Consider the following 15,375-nt stretch of genomic DNA (forward strand, 5'->3'; position numbering starts at 1 on the left):
ACTATGTCTACGCTGAACCCCATCACATCCCGTAATACTGAACCTGCGCGCTGGGGAGGTATTTTTGCCATGACCCTGTGCGTATTCGTTCTGATTGCCTCGGAATTTATGCCCGTCAGCCTGCTCACGCCCCTTGCCCGGGATTTAGGCGTGACGGAGGGGCTTGCAGGCCAGGGCATCGCCATTTCCGGTGCGCTGGCGGTCCTGACCAGTCTTTTTCTTTCCCAACTTGCCGGGAATATGAACCGTAAATATCTTCTGCTGGGCATGACCATGCTGATGGCGCTATCGGGGATCGTCATCGCTTTCGCCCCGAACTATCTGGTCTATATGACGGGCCGGGCGCTGATCGGCATTGCCATCGGCGGGTTCTGGTCGATGTCTGCCGCAACGGCCATCCGTCTGGTGCCGCAGCATCAGGTCTCCCGAGCGCTGGCGATTTTCAACGGCGGCAACGCGCTGGCGACGGTTGTTGCCGCCCCGCTGGGCAGCTATCTTGGAGCGACCATCGGCTGGCGAGGCGCGTTTCTCTGCCTGGTTCCCGTGGCGATAGCGGCGTTCGTCTGGCAATGGTTTAGCCTGCCCGCTATGAACGCAAACCAGGGCCAGGGGTCACGCAAAAGCGTATTTCGCCTGATTCTTCAGCCCGCGGTTTCCGTCGGTCTGATGGCGTGTGGTCTGTTCTTTATGGGCCAGTTTGCGTTATTTACCTATGTTCGTCCCTTCCTCGAAACCGTCACGCAGGTAAGCGCCTCCGGCCTGTCGCTGATCCTGCTGGCTATCGGAATAGCGGGTTTTGTCGGCACGCTGATCGTGGCCCTGGTGCTGAATGTCGGCTTTTACCTGACCTTAATGGCCATACCTTTGCTGATGGCGATAATTGCCGGCGTGCTGATCCTGGCCGGGCATAGCCTGTGGATCGTTGCTCTGCTGTTAGGGTTCTGGGGAATGCTGGCAACGGCGGCGCCCACGGGCTGGTGGACGTGGCTCGCCCGGACGCTCCCGGAAGATGCCGAGGCGGGCGGCGGGCTAATGGTCGCGGTGATCCAGCTCTCCATCGCGCTCGGCTCGACGGCAGGTGGCCTGATATTTGACTCCCTTGGTTGGAAGAGCACCTTCGGGCTGAGCGGCATATTACTGCTGAGCGCGGTGGGGCTGACCTTTAAGGCGTCGCGCTACGCAAGATAAGGCATTATATTAACAGGGTTATTTTATTTAATTACAAAACCACGAACCCCTCCCGATGAAATAATAATTAAGCAATATCCTGGTCAGCCAGCGATATCGCTTTGTTAGCTTGAAGAATCAGGCAAAGCTCAAACGGGAGGTATTCTTTGCTGATTAAATTAAAGAAAGAACGAACGCATCAGGAGGATCGCCGTCTTGCTCTGTGGCTGGCGACCTCCGCGGGTCTGCTGAATGCCATTGCGCTGGGCGCGTTTGGCTTTTTTCCCTCCCACATGACGGGTAACACCTCGCAGCTATCCAGCGAAGTCTCCTCCACCGATCTTAACGATATCCTTTTCTTTGGCGCCATTATTCTGTCGTTTGTGACGGGCGCCATTGTCGCCAGAATGATTGTTATCTGGGGCATTATCCATAACGTCAGGCTGGTATTTAGCCAGGTTCTGCTGGTGGAAGGTTTTTTACTGGCCGGGGTCTCTCTCTACGAACTCTATTTCCACTCCTTCGCCACAAATCAGGAAATTATTCTTTTCCTGTGTGGACTGATGGGGATCCATAATTCCACCTCCACGCAGCTTTCAGGCGGGCGGGTGAGATCAACCCATATTACCGGCACGCTAACCGATGCGGGCATTTCGCTGGCCTCCGTCATGATCGCCATGCTGCGCCGGGATTACTCAAAAGACACGGCGGCGCAGAAAAGCCAGCTAAAAACCCATTTAACCACCCTGTTCTCGTTTATCACCGGCGGTATTGCGGGGCTGATCCTCTTTCGCTGGTTTGGATTCAACGCGATGCTGGCGCTGGGGCTGATGCTGGTACTCGTGGCTGGCTTCTCGATTGTTCGCATCTCATGGCGTGTTCGAAAGGTTCGTGCCGCGCTGAGCCGATAGCCCGTCGCTATGCCTTAGGTGACGTTGTCACTTACGGCGCTTCTCTTTAAGACTATTCTGCCTTCCCGCTGACAGCCCTTATCGCATAAGGCTTAGTCCAGGTTGTCACTAATTTCATAGGGTTACTGTTTTACCCCCTTCGCTGGAACCCGTCCCATTCGCTTGCTATAGGTGAAGTACCCCTGCCGAAACATGGCATAACAACAGGCAACCGGTGGTTGCTATAACGCATGCGCACAGGGAGACACACCGCAATGCACCCATTACTCAAACGATCGCTGCTTTTTATCGGCGCCATTATCGTGGTTCTCGCCCTCCTCGTCTGGGGAATTGGGCCTGAGACGATTAAGGCGCGCCAGGTTGACCTGCTCTATCTCGGACGGCAGCACCTGATTCTGGTCTTCTCATCGATGTTCTTTGCCCTGCTGGTCGGTATTCCAAGCGGCATTCTGCTGAGCCGGCCGGCCGCGCGAGGTATCGCTGAATACGTGATGCAAATCTTCAACGTGGGCAACACCCTTCCTCCGCTGGCGGTGCTGGCGCTGGCGATGGTGGTGATTGGCATTGGCGATAAGCCGGCCATTATCGCCCTGTTCCTCGCCTCGCTGCTGCCGATTGTGCGTAATACCTATGCCGGGCTGTGCTCCGTTTCCTCATCGTTGCTGGAAGCGGCGAACGGCATTGGCATGACCAAATGGCAGCGCCTGCGCCAGGTGGAGATCCCCAACGCCTGGCCGGTGATGCTCTCCGGGATCCGCATAGCCACCGCGATTAACGTCGGCACCGCACCGCTGGCGTTCCTGATTGGTGCCAGCAGCTACGGCGAGCTGATATTCCCCGGCATTTATCTGAATGACTTCCCGACGCTGATCCTGGGCGCGGCGGCTACCGCCCTGTTCGCCCTGATCCTGGATACCCTGCTGGCCGCGCTGGGCCGCGTGATGAGCCCACATCTCGCTCGATAACAATAACAAGGAGCTTTTATGAGACCATTTTCCCGCCTGGCGGCGCTGTGTGCCGCCGCGCTCTTCTCCAGCCACGCGCTGGCGGCCCCGCTGATCCTGGCGACCAAGAGCTTTACCGAGCAGCACATCCTGTCGGCCATGACCGTGCAGTACCTGCAAAAGAAAGGCTTTCAGGTGCAGCCGCAGACCAATATTGCAACGGTAATTTCCCGTAACGCGATGATCAACAAGCAGATCGACATGACGTGGGAGTATACCGGTACGTCGCTAATCATCTTTAACCACATCAACAAGCGCATGTCGCCGCAGGAGTCTTACGAGACGGTGAAACGCCTGGACGCAAAGCACGGCCTGGTGTGGCTTAAACCTGCCGATATGAACAACACCTACGCCTTCGCCATGCAGCGCAAGCGCGCCGAGGCGGAACATATCAACACCATGTCTGAGATGGTGGCAAAGATTGAGCACGTCCGTAAAACCGACCCGGATAACAACTGGATGCTGGGTCTTGACCTGGAGTTTGCCGGACGCAGCGACGGGATGAAGCCGCTGCAGGCGGCCTACGGCATGGAGCTCGACCGCCCGCAGATCCGCCAGATGGATCCCGGTCTGGTCTATAACGCGGTGCGCGACGGCTTTGTCGATGCGGGGCTGATTTACACCACCGACGGGCGAGTAAAAGGTTTCGATCTCAAAGTGCTGGAAGATGATAAAGGTTTCTTCCCGAGCTACGCCGTGACGCCGGTCGTGCGTAAAGACACGCTGGAGGCCAACCCGGGGCTGGAAGAGGCGCTTAACACCCTCTCAGCCCAGCTTAACAACGACGTTATCACCGAGCTGAACAAGAAGGTGGATATCGACCATCAGTCACCGCAGCAGGTCGCCCGTGATTTCCTGCGTAGCAAACGGCTGCTGTAGGAGGCGCTATGGAGACCATTCACTACATTTTCGACAACTGGGACTATCTGCTCACCCTGACGCTTCAGCATCTTTGGCTGGTGGCCCTGGCCGTGGGGCTGGCGATTATTATTGGCGTTCCGCTTGGCATTCTGATCGTTCGCCACAAATGGCTGGCTACGCCGGTGCTGGGGATTGCCACCATCGTGCTCACCATCCCCTCTATCGCGCTTTTCGGCCTGATGATCCCGCTCTTTTCGCTGATCGGTCAGGGCATTGGTGCCCTGCCCGCCATTACGGCGGTGTTCCTCTACTCGCTGCTGCCGATAGTGCGTAATACCCACACCGCGCTCGACAGCCTGCCCCCCGGGCTGCGCGAAGCGGGGCGCGGTATCGGCATGACCTTCTGGCAGCGCCTGCGCTGGGTGGAAATCCCGATGGCGCTGCCGGTGATCTTCGGCGGGATCCGCACCGCCGTGGTGATGAATATCGGCGTTATGGCGATTGCCGCCGTGATCGGCGCGGGCGGGCTCGGCCTGCTGCTGCTTAACGGCATTGGCGGAAGCGATATTCGTATGTTGATTGCGGGCGCGCTGATGATCTGTCTTTTAGCGATTGTGCTCGACTGGCTGCTGCACCGTTTGCAGGTAGTACTGACTCCGAAGGGGATTCGATAATGATAAAACTGGAAAACCTCACCAAACAATTTTCACAGAAGCACGGCCAGACCGTTAAGGCCGTCGACAACGTTAACCTGAACGTGCCCGAAGGGGAAATGTGCGTGCTGCTCGGCCCGTCCGGCTGCGGGAAAACCACTACCCTGAAGATGATTAACCGGCTTATCGCCCCCAGCAGCGGTAAGATCCTGATTAACGGCGAAGACACCAGCGGAATGGACACCGTTACCCTGCGCCGCAACATTGGCTACGTGATCCAGCAGATTGGCCTGTTCCCGAACATGACCATCGAAGAGAACATCACCGTTGTGCCGCGCATGCTGGGCTGGGACAAAGCCCGCTGTAAATCCCGTGCCGAAGAGCTGATGGATATGGTGGCGATGGATCCGCACAAGTTCCTGAACCGCTATCCGCGCGAGATGTCCGGCGGCCAGCAGCAGCGTATCGGCGTGATCCGCGCGCTGGCGGCGGATCCGCCGGTACTGCTGATGGATGAGCCATTTGGCGCGGTGGACCCGATCAACCGTGAGGTGATCCAGAACCAGTTTCTGGAAATGCAGCGCAAGCTGAAAAAGACCGTCATGCTGGTGAGCCACGATATTGACGAAGCGCTGAAGCTGGGCGATCGCATCGCCGTTTTCCGCCAGGGGCGTATCGTCCAGTGCGCCAGCCCGGACGAGCTGCTGGCGAAGCCGGCCAACGAGTTTGTCGGCTCTTTCGTGGGCCAGGATCGCACGCTGAAACGCCTGCTGCTGGTTTCCGCGGGGGACGTGACCGATCGGCAGCCTACCCTTACGGTGCGCGAATCAACGCCGCTGCCGGAGGCCTTTGCCATCATGGACGATAACGATATTCGCGCCATTACCGTGGTTGACGAACAGGGCAAGCCGCTGGGCTTTGTGAAGCGCCGCGAAGCGCGTAATGCTATCGGCGCCTGCGTCGACATCCTCCATCCGTTCCGCATGACCGGTAAGGCCGAAGACAACCTGCGCGTGGTGCTTTCTCGCCTGTATGAAAGCAACACCAGCTGGATGCCGATCGTGGACGAAGACGGACGCTACAACGGCGAAATTTCTCAGGATTATATTGCGGAGTATTTGAGTTCAGGGCGCACGCGCCGGGCGTTAAATATTCATAGCGACAGTTAAACACCCACGCCGGGCTATGCCCGGCCTCTTTTCGCACGCATACCTTTTGCTAACCCCTCGTTTTCCTATCACAATATCCTATCGTCTCCGTTTAATTCTGCCCCATGCAACGACTTCACGCTTACCCCGATATCCGCGCGATGTTCCGCCGGCTTCTGATTGCCACCGTCACGGGCGTACTGGCCGCGCTGGCCGTTGCCGTGTTTCGCCACAGCATGTATCTGCTGGAGTGGCTGTTTCTCAGTAACGACAGCGGTAGCCTGGTGAACGCCGCCGCCGCGTTATCTCCCTGGCGTCGGGCGCTGACGCCCGCGTTGGGCGGCCTGGCCGCAGGCATCCTGCTGTGGGGATGGCAGCGCATGACGTCACAGCGCCCCCACGCGCCTACCGATTATATGGAAGCGCTGGAAACGGGTGACGGCCAGTTTGATTACGGTGCCAGCCTGGTGAAATCCCTCGCGTCGCTGCTGGTGGTCTCCAGCGGGAGCGCCATCGGCCGCGAGGGCGCCATGATCCTGCTCGCGGCGCTCACCGCCTCCTTTTTTGCACAGCGTTTTACGCCGAAATCTGAATGGAAACTGTGGATAGCCTGCGGTGCCGCCGCCGGGATGGCCAGCGCCTATCACGCGCCGCTGGCCGGGAGCCTGTTTATCGCTGAGATCCTGTTCGGCACCCTCATGCTGGCCTCGCTCGGCCCGGTAGTGATTGCCGCCGTGGTGGCGCTGCTCACCACGCGCCTGTTAAGCCCCGGCGCAAACACGCTTTATACGGTGCACCTGAGCGAAGCCTTAACGGCCGCAGATTATGCGCTGATGGTTGGCGTCGGTTTGCTGGCAGGGGTTTGCGGCCCGCTGCTGATGTGGCTGATGGGGTTTAGCCATACGCTGTTTCTGCGTCTGAAGCTTTCGCCGCCGTGGCAGCTGGCGCTGGGTGGGCTGATCGTCGGGCTGCTGTCGCTGCTAACGCCGAAGGTTTGGGGAAATGGCTACAGCGTGGTTCAGGCATTTTTGCAGTCGCCACCGCTGTTGTCGGTGATTGCGGGCGTCTTTATCTGCAAGCTGCTGGCGGTGCTCGCGAGCAGCGGCTCCGGTGCGCCCGGAGGGGTATTCACGCCAACGCTGTTTGTCGGTATGGCGACCGGCATGCTGTTTGCGCAGCTATTTGCCCTGTGGTTTCCCGGCGCTGAGACGGCGATTTTGCTCGGGCTGGCGGGGATGGCGACGTTGCTCGCCGCCACTACGCACGCGCCGATCATGTCGGCCCTGATGGTATGTGAAATGACCGGGCAGTATGTCTTACTCCCCGGCTTGCTGGTTGCCTGCGTGGTGGCGTCCGTACTGTCGAGGACGTTACGCCACGACTCGATCTACGGGCAGCATACCGCCGAAAGCAGAGAGATCGACGTAGTGCGCTAGGTCGCGTTGTTCGGCGCGGGGCAGATAAGGCAGTTCACCCACCAGCGGACCAGGCAGTTTTTTGCTCAGCACGTCGATGATTTCAGCGTAGTGCGCAAGGCCCGGGTTAATCCGGTTCGCCACCCATCCAATCAGCGGCAGGCCGTCATTCGCAATAGCCTGCGCCGTCAGCAAGGCGTGATTGATGCACCCTTCCTGAATACCCACCACCATCACCACCGGCAGTTGCTCCTGCACCACCCACTCGGATAGCGGACGCAAATCGTTCATCAGGCTGCGCCAGCCGCCGGTACCTTCAACGACAACGTGGTCAACCTGTTCACTCAGGTTTGCCAGGCCATCAGAAAGCAGGCTGTAGTTAATTAGCCCGCTGTGGGCGACGCTGCTCTCCTCCTCGCTCAGGGCGATAGGATTAACGGCGTCATAGGGCAGCTCCAGAGACGAGACGCTTTGCAGAACCAGGGCGTCTTTATTACGCAGCCCTTCTGGCGTCTCTTTACTGCCTTTTGCAACCGGCTTGTATCCTGCAACGCGTTCACCCCTTGCCGCCAGGGCCTGCAACAACGCGCGGGATACCACTGTCTTCCCGACAGAAGTATCAGTACCAGTAATAAAGAAACGCTTAAGCATGACTCATTCCACCTCTTGGGTATGCTTCAAAAATATAAACCAGGTAAATAATTCAGTGGGGGAAAGTCTACGGGATGCGTGCGCTACCCGGCTTGAGATAGCGCAATTTTTCGTACATCAGTGGAAAAGAGTTAGCCCTGCAGTAAACGAATCAGCAGCGAGCCGTTGTACATCGCATCTTTAACCAGCGCGGCGCCCGCCATCGTTCCCTGGTTGGAGAACTGGGTGCTTTCGACCACGATATTTTTGCTGTAAGCGGGAAGTGCCTGCTGGCTGATACAGGCGGAGATCGCCGGAAAGAGGATCTCCGCCGCCTGGCTGAGCGGCGAGCCAATCAGGATTTTTTGCGGATTGAACAGGTTCACCATTATGGCCAGAATGCGCCCGACGTTATTGCCCACGCCAGTAATGATGTCCTTCGCCAGCAGATCGCCCTGCCTTGCCGCCGCGCACAGCGCATCTACGCTCAGCGGCTGCCCATGCAGCGTGGAGCTCATCGACTGGCTGAGCCGCACCTGCGCCAGCTCCAGCACGCTTTCGACGCTGGCGATCGTCTCAAGGCAGCCGTGGTTGCCGCAGTAGCAGCGTTTGCCGTAGGGATCGACCTGCGTATGGCCGATCTCCACCAGGCTGCTGCTTCCGGCGTGTAAAAGGCGGCCGTCGGTGATCACCCCCGCCCCGACGTTGTGGTCAATCACCACCTGAATCACGTCTCGTGCGCCGCGGGAAGCCCCAAACAGCGCCTCGGCCATCGTCCAGGCGCTGATATCATGCTGAATGTAGACCGGCACGCCGGTATGGCTTTCCAGCACTTCTCCCAGCGGCATCTCTTTGACGTTTTCATAAAACGGCATGCGGTGCACAATGCCATTTTCGGTATCAATAATTCCCGGCAGGGTAATTGCAATTGCCGTTAGGCGTTCGAGGCGCTGCTGATGGCGAATAAAGAACTGGTCGATATGGATCAGAATGGCGTCAAGAAGAGGTTGTTCTGCGTCGAGCGGGAGTTCGAGCCGGTCTTCCACCACCAGCTTGCTGCTCAAATCTCGCAGCGCGAGAAAGATTTCCCCGCGGCTAATGCGCAGCGACAGGTAGTGCCATGCCTCGGTTTCGACCACCAGCCCTACCGCCGGACGGCCGCGGCTGCCAGGCTCCTGAATTTCCGTCTCCTGAACCAGATGGGCTTCCAGCATTTCGCGGACAATCTTGGTGATACTGGCGGGTGCCAGCTGTGCCAGGCGCGAAAGATCGATACGCGAAACCGGACCGAGCTGATCAATCAGGCGATAAACGGCGCCCGCGTTGGTCTGCTTTATCTGATCGATATGCCCTGGCTGACTATCAGCAACCACCTCTTACTCCCTTATTTTCGAGCTTCGAAATAAACTGAGGGCTATGGTGAAGCACTTCAATGGCCGACGTCAAATTTTTACTTAGCCATGTGATTTACTGCACATTTTTTCCCACTTTTCCCTATAAATAGCGCCCGTGAGAGGCGGTAATTAGCGCTGCTTTGAAACGCTGTGCCGCGTGGCTTTGTTCATGATGTTTAGACCACACCAGCCACATCTCCGACACCGCATCCGGCTCGGCAATAGTTACCCAGCGCATTTCCGGCAGTTGCACCCGCTTGAACGAGGCCGGAAGAATCGAAACGCCAAGCCCTGCGGCAACGAGACCAATGATCGTCATTGCTTCTCCTACCTCCTGGGCGATGGTCGGAACAAGCCCATAGCGCCGCATCAGGCCGAGAATATCGTCGTACAGCCCGGTCCCCACCTGCGGGTCAAAAAAGACAAACGGCTCTTTCGCCAGCTCAGCCAGCGTGACGCTGTGCTGCGCGGCAAGAGAATGGTCGCGGGGGATCATCGCCATCAGCGGTTCCCGCAGGATCACCTGCCACGCCAGGGTATCAGGCAACCGCGTGTTGCGCATCAGCCCCAGGTCGAGCGAGCCTTCATTGAGCGGCGATATTTGTTCCCGGGTATTTATTTCGCGAGTCTGAATATGCACGTCGGGAAAGTTGCGGCGAAACGATGACAGCGTTTGTGAAACGGCGCTGATAAAGGGAGCCGACGAGGTAAACCCGATGCGCAACTCCCCCGTTTCGCCAAGATAGAGCCGCTCCGCTCTGGCCGCGGCGTCATCCACCATGCTCAGGATTTGTCGGCTGTCGGCGAGAAACTGCTTCCCCGCCGCCGTCAGGCTCACGCTGCGGTTGGTTCGCGCCAGCAGGCGCGCCCCCACCTGCTGCTCCAGGATCTGGATCTGCTGGCTTAGCGGCGGCTGAGAGATATTCAGCCTTGCCGCTGCGCGGCCAAAATGCAGTTCTTCGGCGACGGCAACAAAATAACGCAAATGGCGCAGTTCGATATTCATATTTTTAAAGTATCATTTGAGATTATTAATATATTAGACAGAATATTTACATTTTCCTACCCTGATCCTGTGGTCATACCCGTCACCAGAAATCACGGGGATGTTTAAGCAAGGATTACGTGTGAGTCGTACAACAGCTGTTGATGTCGCGCCGGCAAGCGACATTGATGCCTTACCCGCAGCACCGCAGCCGGTTCAGTTTATTAAGCGTGGAACACCGCAGTTTATGCGCGTCACCCTGGCGCTCTTTTCCGCAGGTCTCGCCACCTTTGCCCTGCTCTACTGCGTACAGCCTATTCTGCCGGTCCTGTCGCATGAGTTTGGCGTGTCGCCGGCCAGCAGCAGTATTTCTCTCTCCATCTCAACCGGGATGCTGGCGATTGGCCTGCTGTTTACCGGGCCACTGTCGGACGCTATCGGCCGCAAGCAGGTCATGGTAACGGCGTTAATGCTGGCCTCCGTCTGTACCCTGCTGTCCACTATGATGACCAGCTGGCACGGCATTCTGATCGCGCGCGCGCTGATTGGCCTCTCCCTTAGCGGCGTGGCGGCGGTGGGGATGACCTACCTCAGCGAAGAGATCCACCCGAGTTTTGTGGCCTTTTCCATGGGGCTGTACATCAGCGGGAACTCTATCGGCGGGATGAGCGGACGCCTGCTGAGCGGCGTGTTTACGGATTTCTTTAACTGGCGCATTGCCCTGGCGGTTATCGGCTGCTTCGCGCTCGCCTCGGCGCTGATGTTCTGGAAAATACTGCCGGAATCGCGCCATTTCCGCCCTGCCTCCCTGCGCCCGAAAACGCTGTTTATCAACTTCCGCCTGCACTGGCGCGATAAGGGATTGCCGCGTTTGTTCCTGACCGGATTCCTGCTGATGGGCTCTTTCGTGACGCTGTTCAACTATATTGGCTATCGTCTGATGCTCTCTCCGTGGCATCTCAGCCAGGCGCTGGTCGGTTTGCTCTCCGTTGCGTATCTCACCGGAACCTGGAGTTCGCCAAAAGCCGGGGCTATGACGGCTCGCTACGGCCGCGGTCCGGTGATGCTGGCGTCCACCGGCGTAATGCTGTTCGGGCTGCTGATGACGCTTTTCTCCTCCCTTTGGCTGATTTTTGCCGGCATGCTGCTCTTCTCCGCCGGATTCTTTGCCGCGCATTCCGTTGCCAGCAGCTGGATTGGCCCGCGCGCGCGCCGCGCCAAAGGCCAGGCGTCGTCGCTGTATCTGTTTAGCTATTACCTCGGTTCCAGCATTGCCGGTACGCTCGGCGGCATGTTCTGGCATCACTACGGCTGGAACGGTGTGGGCGGGTTTATTGCCCTGATGCTGTGCGCTGCGCTGCTGGTGGGCGCCAGCCTGCATAAACGTCTGCATTAACATTCCTCCCTCTTCGTGTTTAAATCGAGCCGATGCTAATTTTTGTCATCGGCTGATTCAGACACGAGGACTTCATGAAAAACAATAACTATCAACAGCTCACCCGCACCTTCCAGCGCCTCTCACGCTTCTCTCACCTCACCTCCATCGCCAGCTGGGACATGTTCACCATGATGCCGCCAGGCGGCAGCGCCGCGCGGGGTGAAGCGCTGGCGGAGATGAGCGTCCTGCAACATCAGATCCTGACCGATAAAAAAGTGGGCGAATGGCTGTCCGCGGCGGCAGAAGAAGATCTGAACGACGTTGAGCAGGCCAACCTGCGTGAAATGACGCGTCACTACCAGCAGGCGACGCTGCTGCCGGAATCGCTGGTGGAGGCCAAATCGCTGGCAGGCATCAGGTGCGAGCACGCCTGGCGTACCCAGCGTCCGGCCAACGACTGGCAGGGCTTTTCTGCCAACCTGAAGGAGGTGGTGAAACTCAGTCGTGAAGAAGCCCGCCTGCGTGCCGATGCCAAAGGCTGTACGCCTTACGACGCGCTGCTGGATATTTTTGAGCCGGACATGACCAGCGCCCGCCTGGACGTGCTGTTTGGCGACATGAAGTCGTGGCTGCCGGATCTGCTGGCAAAGGTGGTGGAAAAGCAGGCCCAGCATTCGTTCGTTCCGCCACAGGGCCCCTTCCCGACCGCAACCCAGCGCGAGCTGGGTCTGGAAGCGATGAAAATGCTTGGCTTCGATTTTAACGGCGGTCGTCTGGACGTCAGCGCCCATCCGTTCTGCGGCGGCGTGCCGGAGGACGTGCGAATCACCACGCGTTATGATGAAGATGAGCTGCTCAGCGCGCTTTTTGGGGTGATCCACGAAACGGGACATGCCCGCTACGAGCAAAACCTTCCCCGGGCATGGGCCGGTCAGCCCGTTGCGCTGGCGCGCTCTACGGCGATACACGAATCCCAGAGCCTGTTTTTCGAGATGCAGCTTGGCCGCAGCGACGCGTTCCTGAAGCATCTGCTTCCGGCGGTGCATGCCCGCTTCGGCAGCCAGGCGGCATTCAGCGAAGAGAACTTCATTGCCTGGAACCAGCGCGTGAAGCCGGGATACATTCGCGTTGACGCGGATGAAGTCAGCTACCCGGCGCATGTGGTGCTGCGCTACGAGATTGAGCGCGCGCTGATCAACGGCGAAATCGAGGTCGATGATATCCCCGCCCTGTGGGATGAAAAAATGCAGGCCTGGCTTGGGCTGTCCACCAAAGACAACTACCGCAACGGCTGCATGCAGGATATCCACTGGACCGACGGCGGTTTTGGCTACTTCCCGTCCTATACGCTGGGGGCAATGTATGCGGCACAGCTTTTCCACGCCGCGAAAACCGCGCTGCCCGGATTGCAGGCGTCAATTGCCGCAGGCGATTTTACGGCGCTGTTTGAGTGGCTGCGTCAGAACATCTGGCAGCACGGCAGCCGCTTCAGCACCTCGCAGTTAATGACCCAGGCGACGGGCGAAGATCTGAACAGTCGTTACTTCCGCGAACATCTTACTTCCCGCTACCTGTAACCGTCCGCGCCGGGGGCAACCCCGGCGTGTACATACGGTTACACGCCGATACCAATCACTCACGGAAACCCCGAATTTACAGGGATATAGTTATTTCAACGGCCCCGCAGTGGGGTTAAATGAAAAACCAAATTCGAGGGTATGAAAATGAAAAAAGTATTAGCTCTGGTTGTTGCCGCTGCTATGGGTCTGTCTTCTGCTGCATTCGCGGCGGAAACTACCGCCACCGCAGCACCTGCGGCAGCCACCGCCGCTCCGGCCAAAGCGGTTCACCATAAAAAACACCACAAAGCAGCAAAACCTGCGGCAGAACAGAAGGCTCAGGCGGCGAAAAAGCACCACAAAAAGGCAACTAAACCTGCGGTAGAGCAGAAAGCCCAGGCCGCTAAAAAGCATCACAAGAAAGCGGCAAAACACGAAGCGGCTAAACCTGCTGCACAGCCGGCAGCGTAAGGTACAGGCTTAACCGTGCCCTTCGGGGCACGCTGGTAAACCGGCGCTGAACGGGAAACAGGTCAGCGCCGTTTTTTTATCCGGAGGGCGTATGCTGCGGCGCTATCGGTTTGAGTTCATTCTTATCCTGCTAATTTTATGCGCGCTCGTTGCCAGCCGTTTTTATCTTTCCTGAATGTAGCACGCTGATTTTACTCCCACTTTCGCGCTGTCCCGTCTATAGTATTTTCATAGGGTTCACTTTTAATAATCATAATTACCCCACCAGAGTGTGATATGCGTAAATCTGTTGTGCTGTTACTGGGAACGTTTAGCCTCTTTGCGGGCTTTTCACATGCGGATGATGGCGACGCCATTAGCGCTAAAGAGGTTAAGACGCTGTTTTTTGGTCATGACGACCGCACGCGTGTCACCGATCCTACCGACTCCCCCTGGGATGCCATCGGGCAGCTGGAAACCGCCAGCGGCAATTTATGTACAGCAACGCTCATTACGCCACACCTGGCGCTGACGGCGGGACACTGCCTGTTAATGCCGCCCGAGGGCAAGCCGGACAAGGCGATCGCCCTGCGCTTTGTGTCGCAAAAAGGGATATGGCGTTATGAAATTCACGGTATCGAGGGCAGGGTGGATCCGTCGCTCGGTAAACGGTTAAAAGCGGACGGTGACGGCTGGATTGTGCCGCCGGGCGCGGCATCCTGGGATTTCGGCCTCATTGCCTTACGCTATCCGCCGTCCGGGATCGCCCCGCTGCCGCTTTTTGATGGCGACAAAGCCGCACTTACCGACGCCCTGAAGGCCGCCGATCGAAAAGTGACGCAGGCAGGCTATCCTGTCGATCACCTCGATTCGCTGTACACCCATACGGACTGCGTGGTAACGGGCTGGGCGCAAAGCAGCGTGCTGTCGCATCAGTGCGATACGCTGCCGGGTGACAGCGGATCGCCGCTGATGCTAAAAACCGACAAGGGCTGGCAGCTGATTGGCGTTCAAAGCTCGGCGCCGGCAGCGAAAGATCGCTGGCGGGCCGATAACCGGGCGCTGTCAGTGACCGGATTCCGCGACAGGCTGGAGGCGCTGGCGCAGCAGTAGATTGCTCAGGCGAGCTTAATCATGATCATGCCTGCGAGCAGCAGTACCAGCCCAATCCAGCCTTTATTGTTTAAACGCTGGCCAAACATAATCCAGCCTGCTGCCAGGGTGGCGGCAATACCAAAACCGCCCCACAGCGCATAGGCGACGGAAAGATCGATGCCTTTTACCGCCTGTGACAGGGCGCTGAACGCCCCCAGCACCGCGGCAATCGATAACAGGCCGTAGGCTTTACGACGGAAACCGTCAGAAAACTTCAGAAAGACGTTAGCCATTATTTCCAGAACGATCGCGAACCCCAGCCAGGCCGCGTGGATCCATTCAAACTGCTGCATGGGTCTGCTCCTTCTGCTGTTTAGCCGGCTTGCGGGTACCCGATTTAATCAGCACGATACCTGCTACCAGGGTCGTCAGACCGGCAATTTTCATCGTCGTCAGGGTTTCGTCAAATAACAGCACGCTGAACAGCGTAATCAGCAAAATACCGATACCTTCCCACAATGCGTAGGCCACGCCGAGCGCGATTTTTTTAACCGCGAAAGAGAGAAAAATATAGGAAAGCGTAATCATCACCAGCATCAAAATAAAACCGGTGCTGCCGTCACTGACGCTCGCCCATTTCATCGACAAGGTGCCGGTAATTTCAGCGACGATAGCCAGAGCTAATAAAATCCAGTAAAACATGTTTTTCTCCTGCTTGAGAATAT

Annotated in this window: 16 protein-coding genes; 11 read left to right on the forward strand and 5 right to left on the reverse strand. The window is 57.8% G+C overall.

The window, feature by feature from the left end:
- Positions 1-3 precede the first annotated feature (3 nt).
- From MOQ06_RS11355 to clcB, 7 genes are all read left to right on the forward strand, one after another.
- Entirely contained in the window at positions 4-1,188 is a 1,185-nt protein-coding gene (locus MOQ06_RS11355) for an MFS transporter (protein WP_242173011.1), read from the forward strand.
- Between the two features lie 146 nt (positions 1,189-1,334).
- Positions 1,335-2,078 carry a YoaK family protein gene (locus MOQ06_RS11360; protein ID WP_242173014.1) on the forward strand — a complete coding sequence of 248 codons (744 nt, stop codon included), beginning with the start codon at positions 1,335-1,337 and terminating at the stop codon, positions 2,076-2,078.
- A gap of 254 nt (positions 2,079-2,332) precedes the next feature.
- Complete coding sequence (osmY, locus tag MOQ06_RS11365; protein WP_242173016.1) at positions 2,333-3,043, forward strand: osmoprotectant ABC transporter permease OsmY; 711 nt, start codon at positions 2,333-2,335, stop codon at positions 3,041-3,043.
- An 18-nt stretch (positions 3,044-3,061) separates the two neighbouring features.
- On the forward strand, positions 3,062-3,961 hold the full coding sequence (gene osmX / locus MOQ06_RS11370; protein ID WP_176610460.1) for an osmoprotectant ABC transporter substrate-binding protein OsmX: 900 nt from the start codon (positions 3,062-3,064) through the stop codon (positions 3,959-3,961).
- An 8-nt stretch (positions 3,962-3,969) separates the two neighbouring features.
- Positions 3,970-4,617 (forward strand): osmoprotectant ABC transporter permease OsmW, encoded by a 648-nt coding sequence (osmW, locus tag MOQ06_RS11375; RefSeq protein ID WP_045332238.1) that lies wholly within the window; start codon positions 3,970-3,972, stop codon positions 4,615-4,617.
- Positions 4,617-5,765: an osmoprotectant ABC transporter ATP-binding protein OsmV gene (gene osmV, locus MOQ06_RS11380; protein WP_242173019.1), complete on the forward strand. Its 1,149-nt coding sequence runs from the start codon at positions 4,617-4,619 to the stop codon at positions 5,763-5,765. Before osmW ends, osmV begins: the two co-directional genes overlap by 1 nt.
- A gap of 104 nt (positions 5,766-5,869) precedes the next feature.
- Positions 5,870-7,180, forward strand: a complete 1,311-nt coding sequence (gene clcB / locus MOQ06_RS11385; protein WP_242173021.1) for a voltage-gated ClC-type chloride channel ClcB — start codon at positions 5,870-5,872, stop codon at positions 7,178-7,180.
- On the opposite strand, the gene bioD is transcribed toward clcB, so the two are convergent.
- From bioD to MOQ06_RS11400, 3 genes are all read right to left on the reverse strand, one after another.
- Positions 7,115-7,810, reverse strand: coding sequence for a dethiobiotin synthase (gene bioD / locus MOQ06_RS11390; protein WP_148418784.1), 696 nt, complete (start codon positions 7,808-7,810; stop codon positions 7,115-7,117). The two genes, clcB and bioD, sit on opposite strands and share 66 nt — an antisense overlap.
- Positions 7,811-7,941: 131 nt before the next feature.
- Positions 7,942-9,162 carry a sugar metabolism global transcriptional regulator Mlc gene (gene mlc, locus MOQ06_RS11395; protein WP_176610463.1) on the reverse strand — a complete coding sequence of 407 codons (1,221 nt, stop codon included), beginning with the start codon at positions 9,160-9,162 and terminating at the stop codon, positions 7,942-7,944.
- Between the two features lie 121 nt (positions 9,163-9,283).
- Positions 9,284-10,189, reverse strand: a complete 906-nt coding sequence (locus MOQ06_RS11400; RefSeq protein WP_242173023.1) for a LysR family transcriptional regulator — start codon at positions 10,187-10,189, stop codon at positions 9,284-9,286.
- 121 nt (positions 10,190-10,310) lie between these two features.
- On the opposite strand from MOQ06_RS11400, the gene MOQ06_RS11405 reads away from it, so the two are divergent.
- The 4 genes from MOQ06_RS11405 (at position 10,311) to MOQ06_RS11420 (ending at position 14,668) form a co-directional block, all read left to right on the forward strand.
- Positions 10,311-11,564: an MFS transporter gene (locus tag MOQ06_RS11405; protein ID WP_242173025.1), complete on the forward strand. Its 1,254-nt coding sequence runs from the start codon at positions 10,311-10,313 to the stop codon at positions 11,562-11,564.
- 74 nt (positions 11,565-11,638) lie between these two features.
- Positions 11,639-13,123: a carboxypeptidase M32 gene (locus tag MOQ06_RS11410; RefSeq protein ID WP_242173027.1), complete on the forward strand. Its 1,485-nt coding sequence runs from the start codon at positions 11,639-11,641 to the stop codon at positions 13,121-13,123.
- 147 nt (positions 13,124-13,270) lie between these two features.
- Complete coding sequence (gene asr, locus MOQ06_RS11415; protein ID WP_148418789.1) at positions 13,271-13,576, forward strand: acid resistance repetitive basic protein Asr; 306 nt, start codon at positions 13,271-13,273, stop codon at positions 13,574-13,576.
- A 276-nt stretch (positions 13,577-13,852) separates the two neighbouring features.
- Positions 13,853-14,668: a serine protease gene (locus MOQ06_RS11420; protein WP_242173029.1), complete on the forward strand. Its 816-nt coding sequence runs from the start codon at positions 13,853-13,855 to the stop codon at positions 14,666-14,668.
- Positions 14,669-14,673: 5 nt separating this feature from the next.
- Here the strand turns inward: MOQ06_RS11420 and mdtI are convergent, their stop codons facing one another.
- Entirely contained in the window at positions 14,674-15,003 is a 330-nt protein-coding gene (gene mdtI, locus MOQ06_RS11425) for a multidrug/spermidine efflux SMR transporter subunit MdtI (RefSeq protein WP_176610469.1), read from the reverse strand.
- Positions 14,990-15,352 carry a multidrug/spermidine efflux SMR transporter subunit MdtJ gene (gene mdtJ / locus MOQ06_RS11430; RefSeq protein WP_193356159.1) on the reverse strand — a complete coding sequence of 121 codons (363 nt, stop codon included), beginning with the start codon at positions 15,350-15,352 and terminating at the stop codon, positions 14,990-14,992. Before mdtJ ends, mdtI begins: the two co-directional genes overlap by 14 nt.
- Between the last annotated feature and the right edge of the window lie 23 nt (positions 15,353-15,375).

Source organism: Enterobacter sp. I4 (genome assembly GCF_022669095.1).
Lineage (GTDB): Bacteria > Pseudomonadota > Gammaproteobacteria > Enterobacterales > Enterobacteriaceae > Enterobacter > Enterobacter pasteurii.

Bases quoted from the DNA above. Each gene is read 5' to 3' on its own strand.
- mdtJ (WP_193356159.1), bottom strand. From the start codon at position 15,352: ATGTTTTACTGGATTTTATTAGCTCTGGCTATCGTCGCTGAAATTACC.
- MOQ06_RS11355 (WP_242173011.1), top strand. From the start codon at position 4: ATGTCTACGCTGAACCCCATCACATCCCGTAATACTGAACCTGCGCGC.
- mdtI (WP_176610469.1), bottom strand. From the start codon at position 15,003: ATGCAGCAGTTTGAATGGATCCACGCGGCCTGGCTGGGGTTCGCGATC.
- MOQ06_RS11410 (WP_242173027.1), top strand. From the start codon at position 11,639: ATGAAAAACAATAACTATCAACAGCTCACCCGCACCTTCCAGCGCCTC.
- osmV (WP_242173019.1), top strand. From the start codon at position 4,617: ATGATAAAACTGGAAAACCTCACCAAACAATTTTCACAGAAGCACGGC.
- osmW (WP_045332238.1), top strand. From the start codon at position 3,970: ATGGAGACCATTCACTACATTTTCGACAACTGGGACTATCTGCTCACC.
- asr (WP_148418789.1), top strand. From the start codon at position 13,271: ATGAAAAAAGTATTAGCTCTGGTTGTTGCCGCTGCTATGGGTCTGTCT.
- clcB (WP_242173021.1), top strand. From the start codon at position 5,870: ATGCAACGACTTCACGCTTACCCCGATATCCGCGCGATGTTCCGCCGG.
- bioD (WP_148418784.1), bottom strand. From the start codon at position 7,810: ATGCTTAAGCGTTTCTTTATTACTGGTACTGATACTTCTGTCGGGAAG.
- MOQ06_RS11400 (WP_242173023.1), bottom strand. From the start codon at position 10,189: ATGAATATCGAACTGCGCCATTTGCGTTATTTTGTTGCCGTCGCCGAA.
- osmX (WP_176610460.1), top strand. From the start codon at position 3,062: ATGAGACCATTTTCCCGCCTGGCGGCGCTGTGTGCCGCCGCGCTCTTC.
- MOQ06_RS11420 (WP_242173029.1), top strand. From the start codon at position 13,853: ATGCGTAAATCTGTTGTGCTGTTACTGGGAACGTTTAGCCTCTTTGCG.
- osmY (WP_242173016.1), top strand. From the start codon at position 2,333: ATGCACCCATTACTCAAACGATCGCTGCTTTTTATCGGCGCCATTATC.